Origin of the sequence: Streptomyces sp. NPDC051214, from assembly GCF_040682375.1 — a bacterium.
GTDB lineage: Bacteria > Actinomycetota > Actinomycetes > Streptomycetales > Streptomycetaceae > Streptomyces.
In genome coordinates this window covers 217,281-231,060 of sequence record NZ_JBFBAT010000012.1, presented here as the reverse complement: position 1 = coordinate 231,060, position 13,780 = coordinate 217,281, and the positions used below count along the sequence as shown (strand labels likewise).

Sequence of the window (13,780 nt, the reverse complement as noted above, 5' to 3'; positions counted from 1 at the left end):
GACGTGGGGCCCTCTGGAAGGTTGCCTTTCGTTCCTCACCTAGGTGACATGGAGCCGGTCGCCGAAGGCCTCCGCACCCGTGATCGCGAGTCGGTGTTGCCCCCGCACGACGAAAACCTGCAGCCCCTCGTGGTTGTTGAGAGAAGTCAGATCAACAGAATGGGCCGTGCTGGGTTGGGGGTGCAAGGTAAGCCTGGTCAGCGATGGAAAGACGCGCGCCAGCTGCCGCAGATCTCCCCCCTCAGCAAGTGAAGGCAGTGTCAGAGCACGGATCCCGGGAAGGACGGGTACCGATTCCAGTGCTACTACAGGCGACGCGAGAGGGAGCTGCACCGCTCGCAACTTGGGGAGCTGTGCCAGTCGCTCGAAAAGGTCGTGTACCGGTACCGGGTGCCACAGAGCCAAGCCCTGCAGCCCGCTCCATCGGCTGAGCCCGTCAAGCTTGAGGGCGTGGCTTTTCACCGACAATCGCGCGACCCCAGCATGCGGCGGCGGCAGCCTGTTGCCGCCTGACCTCGGAAGGCCCACGACGCGTAGTTCGCGCAGTGCCGGCAGCTTCGGTATGACCTCGAGGTCTTCGGGACGCATTTTCCCGGCGTGCAGTTCCAGTTGCCGAACGTCGTGCAGTTGGCACAGATGGTGCAGCTGGTATCGACTGCCGACGACGAAACCCAAGTCGCCGAGCCGCATATGCGCCAGCACTTCTCTCGCGTAGTGGGTGGTGGAGACGGGATAAGCGTCCCAGGCCTCCAAGATTGCCTGTCGTACCGTTGCGCTGGACTGTTCCGCGAACGATCGAACCAGCGGCAGGCAGTCGGGGGTTCCGATTTTGTACAGGATGTCGAGAACGAGCAGCTGGTGATCTTCGCTCATCGTTTCAGCGGCAGGTAAGAACGGGAGAACGTAAGGGCCCAGCTTGGCGAGTTCAGTCGACTGCGTGGTGCTCGTCGGAGGCATCAGCGCTTTGACACGGGAAGCGACCGCATCGCGGATGTCCTCGTCCAGGTAGACCGCTGTCAGTGCACATTTCGCGGCCAGCATGTGCAGTTTCCACTGCGCCCATGCGCTTGCCTTGTCACCCAAAGCGACGAGGGGTTCGAGTATCTGCCGCAGCTCACTGCGGTTGCACTGCCCTGCCGTGAGTTGCACGACGTCCTCCCACTCTTGCTCGGAGGCGTGCTGCAGCAGTTCACCGAGATGATCACTTTCCCGGAACTCCTTCGCAGCCAGGTAATCCTGGAAAGTCCGGTGGATGAACTGGATGCTGCCCTCCGCACGTTCCTGCAGCAACCCACTGCGGCTGAGCACGTGGCGGAGAATGCGTTCGACTGATCCCTGCCCGGCGACCCGGGGCATGCCGCTCAACGCCTTACGCAGTTGCCCCTCTGCCTGCCCGTAGGAGAGCTGCGACTGGCCGTTTCGCACCAGCCACGTGGCGATCCGCTGGAGCAGAAGCTCATGCTCCTTGGCCTCGATCCTGATTCCCTCCGGCGCGACAACGCCCCGCAGTGCGTCCCGGCTGCCCAGCAGCATCGCCAGGGCCCCTTGGTACAGGTCGTTACGGCTGGTGGGCAGAAGTCCGCGGCGGCGACGGTGCAACGCGCAGATGACAGCGCACAGCAGCGGCGTATGAGCGAGATCACGCAGGGCGGAGTTGGTGGCGAACTGCCGGGCGAGGTCTCTCTCCAGTCGGGTCAGTTCGGCGTGATCGTTAGAGGAAGACGACAGTTCCAGGCGTGCCGCGCGGTGCCAGACGTGGACGAACTCCTGGATGTCCGCATCGCGCATCCTCAGGAGTCTCACGCTGAGCACCTCCTGCCGCACACCGAGCCAGTCCCCGTCCCCCGCTACCGCCATCGGCCTCATCGTGACCATGCAGCGCACCTGATCGAAACGCTCCAGCAAGTCGATGAGCCACCTCCGGGCGGACTCCCGGTCCTCCTCAGGTACCTCATCCAGTCCGTCGACCAACAACAGGGCGCGTCCTGCTTCGAGAACTCTGTAGGCCCAACCCGCGGGAGGGTCATCGGCCATAAGTCTGGCCACCTGCGCCAGCTGAGACGGTCCCGGGAACCCGAGTCCCTGAGCACGCAGGGCACGCATGGGGATGACGAAGGGTATAAGACCATTAAAATGGGCGAGTTTCGGACCGAAGGTCGCGCACGCGGCGTGAGAAGCAAGCCACCACACCAACGTTGTTTTCCCGGCACCGGCCTCACCGCGCAACAGGACGACCGATTCGCTGCCAGACAGCAAGTCGTCGATGCGCTGCGGACTGGTGCGGGCGTCAGACCTGTGGCGGGGGCCCGAAGACTCTGCCTCAAGTGGCAGATAAGCGGCATCCAAATCCCAGCGAGACTCGTCGTTGGACAACTCCTCGATACCGATGATCTCGATTCTCCGATACCGGCCCTTGACCGCCTTGCTGTATCGCTCCTCGAAGGGCTCGTCACCCTGCTGCTCGCCGGTCACACTCTCCATGACCAGTGGCAATTGCCTGTCGTACGGGAGGCGATCAGTGGGAAGCAGGTCCATGGGTACCGCTTCGACCCGCATGTGATCACGCCCGCGCGGGACGTCGGTGATGATGCCGATCAGCACGCCACCCGCGAATACCGGCGCACCGGACAAACCGTCCAGAGGGGAGTCGGCCCGACCCTGCTCGACCACCGAACGCCGGGCGAACTCACAGACCACGGTGGCCCGGGGGCGGCCCGCGAGCGGCAACACCGCCACCTCGAACTGATCCAGCTCCAATTCCTGTCGGTCGCCGTGCCGTTGGGCCGCAGGGAATCCCACGATCTGGCAGTTGGGCAGGGGCTGCCCGGGGTTCACGGTGCCCCAGCGCAAGCGGCGCAGCATAGCGGCGGAATCGTCGGGGAGCACTGGCGTCAGAGCTTGCAAGAGGGCTAGGTCGGTGGGCGTGTCCTCAACCTCCCGTATGTGGTGCCCTCTTTCCGTCTCGCGCCTCGGCATGCCGAGGCCCGGCGCTGGTGGAGAAGCATCTTCCCGCGAATGCTGGGCCTCGTGGGCGGGCGGGAGAAGCCCGGATTCTTCGCTCGCCGGGCTGAGGGTGGCGCCTCTCTGCGCAACGGCGTCGCGACGAGGGCTGCTGCGCCAATATACGTGGCAGGTAATCCACTCCGAGAGATCCGGATGGATGACGCGAACGGTGTCGTGGTCTCGCACCACGTGAGCGGCTGTGAGGATCAGCGTAGGGGTCAGAAGCACTCCCGTGCCCTGCGCGGCGCCTTGCACTACGACCACGCGGTGAGCCGCAGAGCGTGCCGTGCTCACGAGGTGCCCGGACCTCGTCCGAAGTGAGAGACGTCGCCGGGTTCCTCGTTCCCGACCTGCCATGACCTTCCGGTATGGACATCCTTCGGCTTGAGAGTGAAGGCCACCTTGTGCGTGTTGGCTTTGGCCGATGTTCCCTCGACGCCAGCGTCCAGCACCCAGGCACGAATCTTCAGGCCGCCCCGTGTCTCCCTGCGCAGTTCGACCGTGAACTCCATCTGAATGTCGCCGAGTTCGAAAATCAGATCGCTTCCCACCCCCTGGGAAGCCGCGGCGAGCAGCTCATCGCGTACCACTTGGACCGCGGCCGCCAGTTCGATGGCGTCATCACTCACATCGTCCCCCTCGGCAGCTTGGCGCTACGGCGGAAACGTACCCGCTTCCGCAGGGCGTGAAGACTGCTTCACGACAACTGGAGTGGTCGCGCTGCATCGCGTGCACGACCGGCGGGACGCCATCTGAACGTGCTGGCGCACCCGCAGTCCGCAAGTCAACAGTCATGGTCCCCACCAACGGCCCGTCGCTCCCGGCAGCGACCGCCTGGTGGCCACGGTCGCACTCGCTCTTCGAGCAGGGCGATCTAGCGCCAGTTCCTCTCCCGGGCTCTACCACGAGCCCCTTCCCCAGCAAGCCATCGCCATCGGACCCAGGAACGGCGGTGAACAGCGCCTCAAGCAGCTGGCAGGCATCGTCAAGCCGACGGGGCGCGCATTCGCTTCGTCCTCGATCCGATGGATGCCAGCCGTGCCGCTGCAGGCGCGTATGGACCTGGTGGAGCGCAAAGGCCTGCAGGTGAAAAGTCGGCGCGTGGCTCCCTGTACACGGTCTCGAACCCACCCCGAGCCGGGCTTCGCTGTTCCCGCTCTCCTCCGCCCCGCAGCCCGTTACGATCCGGTCCTCACAAACGCCTGGGGGAAGCATGCGCCGCGCCACCTACGCGCTGCTCGTCACCTGCCTGCTGCTCGCCGCGGCCACGGCCGGCTGCTCGAAGTCCGACGACGAGAAAGCCGAGGACTGTGTCTCCGCGCTCACGGAGCGGACCGGAAGCGATTCCGCGGACACGCCGACGGTCGGCGAAGCGGAGGAGCGGGTCGATGCGCTCGACAAGACGCTGGCGGGCATAGTCCGTTCGGGGTATGCAGGCGTGGCCAAGGACGCGGCCGACGCTGTGGAGAAGAAGACAAAGGAGGGCGGCAAGAGCCGCCCGGAGGCGTGCGAGCCGCTTCCAAAGGACGACTACAACGCGCTGCTCATGGCCTCGGCGATCGGCGGTCTGGGCTGGACAGGCGCGGGTGAAGAGTTCGACAAGCTCAAGATGGTGGAGGGCTTGGACGGCTAGCGTTCAATGGGTGGCGGAAGCCCGATGCCGGACCGTACCGGGAGGACGGCGACGCTCAGCTCCTCGAAGTCACCGATCTCCACCTGGCGGCCGACTCGTTCCTGTAGACCAGCTTCACGCCGCCCCCTTCAAGGAGGGCCCGTGTACGTCGTCCGCCCGGCCACAGCCGTCGACATTCCCGCCGTCCGCACACTTGTTCTGGCCCGCTCGGCGTGGCTGGAGGAACGGCAGATGGCCTCCTGGCGGGCGAGCGCGGACGACGTGGCTGGGCAGGCGGAGAACCCGGACGGGTCGATGTGGCTCCTCACGGAGGAGACGTCCGGGCGGGTCATCGGGTGCACCACGATCCAGCAGGTGACCCCGCCTTGGGGATGGACGGAACAGGAACGCGCCGAGCCTGCCAGCTACCTCTACACGACGGTGACGAACCCAACCGACCGGGCACAGCGCCCAGGAACACTCCTTGCGCTCTGGGCGGTGGACCGCGCGTCCCGTGACGGGCAGGCGTGGGTACGGCGCGGGTGTATGTTCCCCGGCCTGGTCCGCTACTACCAGACCCAGGGCTTCGCGCTGATCCACCAAGTGCAGCGCACCCACCATCTCGTCTACCTCCTGGCCCGCAAAGCCGAAAGGCTGACCGAGGTCACCGCCACCATTCGCACCCAGGACCCCGCCACCCTCTTGTCACCCCCCGCCGCCCATGCGCCCGAGCCGCCGCCCAGCGCCTGAGCACTGGCAGAAAGCGCCCGTCCCTGCTGTGACGCCTCCCTGGACGACTTGGCCCCGGCCGCTCCCAGCATGTGATCCCGCGCTCGATGTCCGTGCGCAGCCGTCACACCCCAGCCGAATCGACATCGCGACGAGCACCCAGCGGCGTCCTGCAATCCCCCAAGGGAGGTACCGCAACCCACACGAGTGATCGAACACAGCATCACGGCATGCCGCACCGGACGACATACGGAAAGTCCCCGGTTTTCGAAATCAGGTTCTAGATTTCGCCCCCGTGCACCCGTGACGGGGACAGCGAGCACCCCGTTACCCGATCACCTGTCCACACAACAGCCCCTGGAGCCCTCATGCATTCCGTACGCCGTCCTGCGCTTGTTCATCCTGCGTTCGAAATGCTTGCGGCTTCCTCGGTGGTGTCCGCTGGTGCGGCGGCCAGCCGCACGGCCCTCCCCGCTGGCGGGGCACGATCGGATACGAGGTGCCTGGCATGACGGACTGCCTACACCTTCCGTCTCCTCTCGCCTTCTGGGCGGAGCAGATTCTGGGCCCCGTCGACGCCGTGTACGACGCCTCGCATGCCCGCGAGACTGCGCAGGTATGGCAGGTCGTGTCGCGCGCCCGGCTGCACTACCTGAAGGTGGCGCCCACGCCGGTCCTCTACAGCCGTGAGACCCGCTCCTCTCGCCAGGCGTTGCCCAGCCTCGCCTATGGCAACGCCCGCCCTCTGGTGGGCAGTTCGGCCGACATGCTCTCACTGATGTTGACCGCGGTGGATGGTGAACCAGTGAAATCCGACGAAGTACTCGAGCGACGGCGCGCCGCCCATCGGAAGGCGGGCCAGCTTCTGCGTCGCTTCCATCCTGCGCGCCCCGACCACCGGGCCCAGAAGGCAGCGGGGAACGTCATCCAAAGTTCTGTGGCCGGGCTGGGCCAGCACATCGAGCAGACAGGAGACCACCCGTCGGCCGCGGAAGCCGCCACGCTGCGCCGCCGACTGAGCGCGCTGCCCGATCTGGGCCTCCTCCCCTGCGGGTGGCGGCAAGGGGATTTCTGGGAGCGCAACCGGCTGGGGAACGGCCGCCGCTGTGCATTGCTGGACTTCGAGCGGAACAATGTGGGCCCGCTTGTGGCTGGCTTCGTCAAGCTCGCCCTCTCTCTCTGGCCGGACCGCTCCGAGCTGCGCGAGGCCCTGTTGAAGGGGTATGGCCGGCGTCTATCGCAGGCAGAGGAGCACGCGCTCACTGCGTTCGCCGCGGCCGACGCGGACAGCGCCCTCCCCTACGGGCCCCGGTATGGCGACCCGCTGGTGACCGCGCGCGGCCATCGCACCACCAAATGCCTGATGCAGGAGGACCGGTCGTGAGCGACGCCCCTCACCTGCTGATCGCCGATGTCGCCCAAGTCCTGCTACGGCACAACGGTGCCGCGCTGTGCGTGCGCCCCAAGCCGGACGCAGCCCTCGCCCCAGGCCAGCTCACCGTGGTGGGAGGCCATCTGCAAGCCGGTGAGCCGCTGGACCACGCGGCACGACGCGAAGCGAAGGAGGAGACCGGAATCCACATCGACGCCGACCAGCAGCAGTTCTGCGGGCTTGTCCATCATCACGAGCCCGGCGGCACCGATCGGATCACCGCGGTCTTCGTGACCCAGTCGTGGACGGGTGAACCGCATAACGCGGAGCCGGACAAACACGACGGGCTGTTCTGGGTGTCGATCGAGCAGCCGACCGCCGAATGCCACCCCTCCACCGGCCACATCTTCCACATGCTCACCCACGGCCCGTCCTACCGGGCTCTGAACTGGCCGGTACAGGGAGGCAGCGCGTGAAGCGGTTCCTTGGCAAAGTCCGCATGGCCGAGCCCAAGGTCTCCGACGCGGAACGTGAACTCTTCGGCGGACCTCTGCGCTACGACATGGGCTGGTCCCAACACGAGCATGCAGGCCTGGACTTGACCATGCTCTCAACGCTGCGCCAGATGCCCAAGCTCGTCAGCGCCACCCTGAAGATGGCCTTCAACGCGGACCGCCGCGCGCTCGTGGCGGTGGCGATCAGCGAACTAGGCCAAGGCATCGCCGCCGCCGTTGGCCTGCTGGCCATCAACGCCGTGATGCACGCGCTTTTGGGAGGCGGAGACGCAACCGAGCGGCTGCACGCCCTCCTGCCGGGCCTGCTCGCCGCAGCCGGCGTCGCCGTCGTCAACTCGGCCCTGGCCGCCTGGTCGACCTCCCGGGCCGGACGCCTCGAACCGATCGTCGAGCGGATCGCCACGACGCAGTACCTGGCCGCGGCAACCAGCGTCGAACTCGAAGCCATCGACGACCCCGCATTTCGCCGCCTGATCGACATCGCCCAGTACGGGCCCACCTCAGCACGCCGCATGATCGGTGCCTGCGTCTCCGCACTGAACAGCACCATCTCGCTGATCGCCACGGCCGGCGTACTCACCATCTTGCATCCGGCGCTGCTGCCCATGCTGCTGGTCATCGCGGCCCCGCGAGGCTGGGGCGCCATGCGCGTGGCACAGGAACGCTACGTGTCGGTGATGAGCTGGATCGAGCACCTGCGGGCCAGCCGCCTCATCGGCAACCTCCTCACCGAGCGCACGGCGGCCCAGGAAGTACGCATCCACGCCGTAGGCCCCTTCCTCCTGGACCGCTACCGGCGCATGGCCGCGAGCGCGGAAGCGGAGCAGGAACGCCTGGCCTCCAGCAAAGCCATCACCGAATGGGTCGCCTCCGCGCTGTCGGGGCTGGCGATGGCCGCCACCTACGGAACCATGATCTGGCTGATCATGGCCGGACACATGAGCCTTGCCGTCGCCGGCACCGCCGTAATCGCCGTGCGGACCGGCTCAGCGAGTCTGGGTGCCCTGGTGATGACGGTGAACCAACTGCATGAGGAATCCCTCTACGTGCGGGATCACGGACAGTTCCTGGTCGAGGCCGAACAGCGCGCTATCCCCCAAACCGGCGATCCGGTCCCCCGCCGAGTCAAGCAGGTCTCCTTGGAGCACGTCACCTATCGATACCCCGACCGCGACGCTCCGGCCCTGGACGACGTGACGCTCGCCTTCCCCATGGGGTCGGTCACCGCCGTGGTGGGCGAGAACGGCTCCGGCAAAAGCACCTTGATGAAGATCCTGTCCGGTCTGCTGCTGCCTCACAACGGAACCGTGCGGTGGGGCGAGTCGGACATCTGCGCGTTGGAGCGCTCTGAAGTCTTTGACCGGGTCTCCCTCCTCACCCAGGACTTCCAACGCTGGCCCGTGACAGCCGCAATGAATATCCGCATCGGCCGCCCCAACCACGACGCCTCACCCCACGACCTGGAAAAGTCCGTCGACTACGCCGGAGCAGGCCCCGTCACCGCCAAACTCCCCAACGGCCTGGACAGCATGCTCGGCCGCATGTTCCGCGGAGCCATCGAACTCTCCGGCGGCGAATGGCAGAAAGTGGGCCTGGCCCGCACACACTGGCGCAGCGCAACATCGCAGGCGGACAGCATCCTCATCGTCGACGAGCCCACCTCCGCCCTCGACCCCGAAGCCGAGATCGAAGCCTTCGACCGGATCCGCCGCCTGGCCGCACCGCACCGGGCCGTCGTCCTGGTCACCCACCGCATGTCCGGCGTCCGCCACGCCGACCACATCTACGTCCTCAACGCAGGACACCTCAGCGAACACGGCACGCACGACGAACTCATCGACGCACGCGGGCGATACGCCGCCATGTTCGATGCCCAGGCCGCCCAGTTCGCCCCCACCACAGCCAGCATCCCGAATCCTGCCGCCCCCTCCGTCAGGGACCCCGCATGACCCGCCCGCACGAAAGGCCTGACGTGACGACCGCGCGGGGGCGCTGCCGATCATGGCGCGCGCTCACGCTAAGACGTGCTCGCCCCAGTGCCATAAGGCACTCTCGCGCGCGAAAGCGCGCAACCCGCTCCCCGCTGAACTGACGACCCGTGACAGGTGGGCCCCGACGTGCCGCGGACAAGCGGCCGTTGACCGTCGCCGACATGGCGGCGTCGTCGACCGACCCGCCCACCTGGAACACACGAGGAAGCCGCCGCTTCGACGGCGGGCGTCGGTCTGGGCTTGGTCCTCTCCGACATCGACGACGTGCTCTGTCTCGACCTGGACCACTCTGAACCCGCTCACCAGGCAACTCTCCCCGTAGACCGCAGCCATCATTCGCGACGCGGGCACCACCAACAGAGAGGTGTTCCCATCCTGCGACTGTCTGCACATCTGGGGTCGCGCTGACGTCCGACGGGGACGCCGCATTCGACGTCGCGACGGTACGGCCGTAGAGATCTATGGGACCGGCCTCTACACGCACAATGAACGGGCGCCGACATGGCAACGCCCCGTCTGTGTTGTGCCATGTAGCACCTGACCTCGAGGGGTCGGCTTCTCTCACTCCGCCGCTTGGGCTAGCCCGCCAAGCCGCAGAGCCTGCGCCGGATGAGGGTGACGGCATGGGACGTGTCCACGTCCCGGGCGCAGACAAGACCAAGGGAGTCAGTCATGGGTGTGCCGGACGAGGCAAAGAAGAAGAGTGAGGAACTGGCCGGCCAGGCGCAAGATGCCTTCGGCCGGGTCACCGAGGAGCGGGACCTTGACACCGCAGGCAAGGGCGACCAGGTCAAAAACGACGCCGAGGACGCCAGCGGACAGGGCAAGGACCCCTCCGGGCAGTAGCTCTCGCCCCCCGCTCCATGCCGTCAAGCCCTCTGTCCCAACTCGGGCCACTGGAGCCTGCACCAATCCCGCAGGGGCAGGTTCCGGTTCACCCCACGGGCCGATCCTGCTGCCTGTCGCATCCCCCTGGGCCGCGGCTTTGCAACGACCACTGGAGCTCAAGTCCTGGCGGGGACCGTTGTGTGCCACCCACGGCAGGCAGCCGGTGACCGCGCGCCGGGCACGACCGGCGCTCCCCTCAGATGACTGCACTGATCCGAAGCACCCACGCTTGTACAGAACTCACGCAAGGAAAGAGAACACCCTGATGACCACACTGCCCCGAGCCGCCGCGAGCATCCTGCTCACCTCCCTCGCCCTCGTCGCAAGCGCCGCCACTGCCTCTGCCCACCCCGGCATCCCCGCTTCCGGCACGCAGCAGCCCGCCGATGACCACGACGGCGCCGAAAGCGATGGCCTCCACGTCGTGCACAACGAGGCCAATGTCGCGGCCTTTGGAGACATGGTCCTGGACTGAACGATCCCGGAGGCCAAAAAGCCCCCGCTGCTGCACGACACGGTCCCCGCCGGACGGGGACCGTGTCGTGCAGCAGCCATGCTTAACCGGGTCATGCACCCACATCGTTGGTCGCCGGCAGGCATTCGGCGAGCAGGTCCAGGACATCGCGCCAGGCGCGCCGCGCGTGGCGGGGGTGGTAGCCGACGCCGGGCACCACCCGGTGGTCGACCGTCGGGTGGTGAAAGGCGTGCAGGGCGCCGCCGTAGAGCGTCAGGCGCCAGTCCACACCCGCGCCCTGCATCTCCGCGGTGAACGCCTCCCGCTGCGCGGGTCCCATGATCGGATCCTCGGAGCCGACACCGGCCCACACCGGGCACCCAATGCGCGCCGCCTGACCCGGCCGGCCCGTGGTCAAGGCGTTGACCGTCCCGATCGCCCGCAGATCGACCCCGGCGCGGCCCAGCTCCAACGCGACCGCACCCCCGGTGCCATAGCCGATGGCGGCGATCTGGTCGGGGTCGGTGCGCGACTCGGCGCGCAGCACATCGAGCGCCGCCAGCCCCATGCCGCGCATCCGCTCGGAATCATCCAGCAGCGGCAGGCAACGGGCCAACATCTCCTCAGGCTCGGCCAGATAGCGTCCGCCGTGCAGGTCGAAGGCCAACGCCACATACCCCAGCTCGGCCAGCGCATCCGCCCGGCCGCGCTCGACGTCACTGAGCCCCATCCCCTCCGGCCCCACCAGCACCGCGGGCCGACGACCCACACCGGCCGGCAGCGCAAGGTACCCGGTCATCGTCAACCCATCAGCCGCATACTCGACCGTTTGCGTTGTCATCGTCGTCGTCACGAGAGGGGACTGTAGTGATCGACGGGCCCGGTGTGGCCGATGCTCTGCCACAAGCAGAACAGGCCGAGCGGGTATCCCTCTGCACCACGGCGCAGCACCCGCAAGAACCCTGCACGCGCCCTCCCCCGCCCCAGCGCCAACCCCGCTCCCGCCACAGCGCTCACCCCCGCCTCACAGCAGCGCCATCGCATCACCTGCCCCGGCCCACGGTGGTGACGGACCGGCCCTACAGGGGACCGACCGCCACCGACCCTCATCCCTCATACCGGCCAGTCTCATCCGCCTCGACCACACACGGGCCCCCGGCCAACCCCCGCCCGTCCCCCGGCTCTCCCCCGCAACGCGGGCCGGCGCAGCGGCGGGGGTCGATCCCGGCTCCCCGCGCGACCGTTGTGCAGCCCCCGGGTGCCGGCTCGTCCCCGGCCACGCCCCCGGATCAGAGTTCGGTTGTCCAGACGCCGGCAGGGTGGTCACGCGGGGGCAGCCAAGCCTGAGGCTGTGACTCGCGATGGCTCTCCTGTGCCTGCTCATCGAAGTGGAAATGGCCCTGGGCATCGGGCCAGGCGACCTGCAGCACGGGCACCGGCGGCCGCCGGTAGAACCCGAGGGCCTGCCCGAAGAAGGTCCGGTACCAGCCGCGGTCAACCTGTCTGAGCACGACTCGACGCCCGACGACAACATCCGCGTGGCTCTGACCCTTCGCCAATGCTTCACCCGCAGCGGACTTCTCTGCCAGGGTGTTGAGCATGCGGTGCATGGCGTGGATATCGAGCCCGAACATGGCCAGTTCAGGTCCGCCGTGCGAGTGCGCGAGACCGATCGTGTAGGCGAATCCGGGACCGATCTCGTCTTCGGGAACCATCACGACGTGCCATCCGTGCTGCTGCACATGCTCGATGACCGTCAGATCCATGCGGTCCCTTGCGTCCCGGTCGCCGTAGTCATGGCACAGGACACAGCGGCACTCAAACGGAACATCAGTCATGCGTGGAGAGTACGAGGTGAGCCTGCACGTCGAGCGTGGGGGTGTGCACCCCTCAAACGAACGGCGCCGTCACCCCGGGTGCTGCATCCTGCCAATCAGGAGGACGGCGGGATGAGCGCTGATGTCTCAAGGCCCGTCGGGGAGCCTTGAAGGCCTCCCCGACGGGTGTGGAGCGCGGGTTTCTACCGCACCACGACGTTGTCCGCGGCCGAAGTCGAGGGACCCGTGGTGGTGTTGCCGTAGTACGCCCAGCGCCACGCGCCCGTCTTGGACGCCTTCACGGTCGTCTTGAGAGCGCCCGAGCTGCTGGCGTGGACCTTCTTCACCGTGGTGTAGGAGGCGGCGCCACTGGGCTTGAACTGCAGGCTCACCAGGCGGCCCCCGTAGGAGGCGTACTTCTTGGTCTCCCAGTTGGCCCGCGTCACCTTGCCGGTCACGGTGATGGTCTTGCCCGTGGACACCGGCTCGGGCGCGGCGTTCACACTCAGGCGAGAGTTGCGCTTGACGTAGGTGGTCAGGCCCTTGTCGTCCGTGTCACCGCCGCCGCCCTTGAAAGACACCTCCGCCGCGGCCTTCCAGGCTCCGGCCTCACTGTTGCGCATGTCCCACACCGTCGGATCGAAGTACATCGTCTCGTTGAAGTCGCAGACGCCCGCGCCCGCCGCGTGGCAGTCGCTGGTTTCGATGGCGTGCCACAGCCGCTCACCCGTAGTGCTGTTGCCGCGGTAGAGGAACACCGCCGGCCACTTCCACGAGCGGGTCGTCGTCATCCTGAAAGAGGTAGGCGCCGCGACCTCCTTGGACACCCCGATCACGATCGCCCTACCGCCGTTCACCTGCACGCGGGTGAAGGAGACCCCGCCCTCGGCCGCCCCGGCCGGTACCGCGGCCACACCCAACAACACCGCCGCCGCGCCACCGGCCACGACAGTCTGGAAGACCTTCTTGCCCACCTGAACCCCGATCTCTCAATCTCTGAACCCAAAAGGCGCCGGAGAGAGCTCTCCTCCGGCGCCTTTCAGACATCCAAGATCCTGATCGGGTTGTGCACCTGTCGATCACGTTCAGGCATCAGCTTGTTCTTGATGGTCTGAGTCGCCTCAAGACGTGCGGCAAGGCCAATCCAGTCCCCGAGTAACGTTGTGGCTATGGCCAAGGGAATGGGGCGGCGGCCCAAGGTGGATCCGGACAGCGGCGTCGAGGACGCGACGATGCTCATCCTGGAATGGCTCGGTGAGCAGGGTGTAGGTGCCATGATCCGGGTCGACGCGGAGCGCATGCGTGACGGCCGGCCGGCGTGGACATTCTCAGCCTCTGGTGGGCCTCTGGATGTGGGGATGAGGGCCGATGGGGCGTCGGCCGCCGAGTGCATGGGCAG

The 13,780-nt window shown here is 67.1% G+C and carries 13 protein-coding genes; 7 read left to right on the top strand and 6 right to left on the bottom strand.

Annotated features, from left to right (window positions below; genetic code table 11):
• Nucleotides 1-39 precede the first annotated feature (39 nt).
• On the bottom strand, nt 40-2,850 hold the full coding sequence (locus AB0M70_RS30100; RefSeq protein ID WP_365824717.1) for an NACHT domain-containing protein: 2,811 nt from the start codon (nt 2,848-2,850) through the stop codon (nt 40-42).
• 443 nt (nt 2,851-3,293) lie between these two features.
• On the bottom strand, nt 3,294-3,632 hold the full coding sequence (locus AB0M70_RS30095; protein ID WP_365824715.1) for a trypco2 family protein: 339 nt from the start codon (nt 3,630-3,632) through the stop codon (nt 3,294-3,296).
• A 584-nt stretch (nt 3,633-4,216) separates the two neighbouring features.
• Here AB0M70_RS30095 and AB0M70_RS30090 point away from each other — a divergent pair.
• The 7 genes from AB0M70_RS30090 (at nt 4,217) to AB0M70_RS30060 (ending at nt 10,585) form a co-directional block, all read left to right on the top strand.
• Nucleotides 4,217-4,636, top strand: a complete 420-nt coding sequence (locus AB0M70_RS30090) for a hypothetical protein (protein ID WP_365824713.1) — start codon at nt 4,217-4,219, stop codon at nt 4,634-4,636.
• A gap of 141 nt (nt 4,637-4,777) precedes the next feature.
• Nucleotides 4,778-5,365: a GNAT family N-acetyltransferase gene (locus AB0M70_RS30085; RefSeq protein ID WP_365824711.1), complete on the top strand. Its 588-nt coding sequence runs from the start codon at nt 4,778-4,780 to the stop codon at nt 5,363-5,365.
• Between the two features lie 487 nt (nt 5,366-5,852).
• Nucleotides 5,853-6,728, top strand: coding sequence for a phosphotransferase (locus AB0M70_RS30080; protein WP_365824709.1), 876 nt, complete (start codon nt 5,853-5,855; stop codon nt 6,726-6,728).
• On the top strand, nt 6,725-7,192 hold the full coding sequence (locus tag AB0M70_RS30075) for an NUDIX domain-containing protein (RefSeq protein WP_365824707.1): 468 nt from the start codon (nt 6,725-6,727) through the stop codon (nt 7,190-7,192). The genes AB0M70_RS30080 and AB0M70_RS30075 overlap by 4 nt, the downstream gene beginning before the upstream one ends.
• Entirely contained in the window at nt 7,189-9,180 is a 1,992-nt protein-coding gene (locus AB0M70_RS30070; protein ID WP_365824705.1) for an ABC transporter ATP-binding protein, read from the top strand. The genes AB0M70_RS30075 and AB0M70_RS30070 overlap by 4 nt, the downstream gene beginning before the upstream one ends.
• A 714-nt stretch (nt 9,181-9,894) precedes the next feature.
• The gene (locus AB0M70_RS30065) at nt 9,895-10,068 is read left to right on the top strand and encodes a hypothetical protein (protein WP_365824703.1); all 174 of its coding nucleotides are present in this window, start codon (nt 9,895-9,897) and stop codon (nt 10,066-10,068) included.
• Nucleotides 10,069-10,375: 307 nt separating this feature from the next.
• Nucleotides 10,376-10,585: a hypothetical protein gene (locus tag AB0M70_RS30060; protein ID WP_365824701.1), complete on the top strand. Its 210-nt coding sequence runs from the start codon at nt 10,376-10,378 to the stop codon at nt 10,583-10,585.
• Nucleotides 10,586-10,676: 91 nt separating this feature from the next.
• Here AB0M70_RS30060 and AB0M70_RS30055 read toward each other — a convergent pair whose 3' ends face one another.
• From AB0M70_RS30055 to AB0M70_RS30040, 4 genes are all read right to left on the bottom strand, one after another.
• On the bottom strand, nt 10,677-11,405 hold the full coding sequence (locus tag AB0M70_RS30055) for a dienelactone hydrolase family protein (RefSeq protein WP_365824820.1): 729 nt from the start codon (nt 11,403-11,405) through the stop codon (nt 10,677-10,679).
• Between the two features lie 448 nt (nt 11,406-11,853).
• A complete protein-coding gene (locus AB0M70_RS30050) occupies nt 11,854-12,402 on the bottom strand; it encodes a DUF4262 domain-containing protein (RefSeq protein ID WP_365824699.1) in 549 nt (182 codons plus the stop codon).
• Nucleotides 12,403-12,584: 182 nt separating this feature from the next.
• Nucleotides 12,585-13,355, bottom strand: coding sequence for a hypothetical protein (locus tag AB0M70_RS30045; protein ID WP_365824697.1), 771 nt, complete (start codon nt 13,353-13,355; stop codon nt 12,585-12,587).
• 65 nt (nt 13,356-13,420) lie between these two features.
• Entirely contained in the window at nt 13,421-13,621 is a 201-nt protein-coding gene (locus AB0M70_RS30040) for a hypothetical protein (RefSeq protein ID WP_365824695.1), read from the bottom strand.
• Nucleotides 13,622-13,780: the final 159 nt, after the last annotated feature.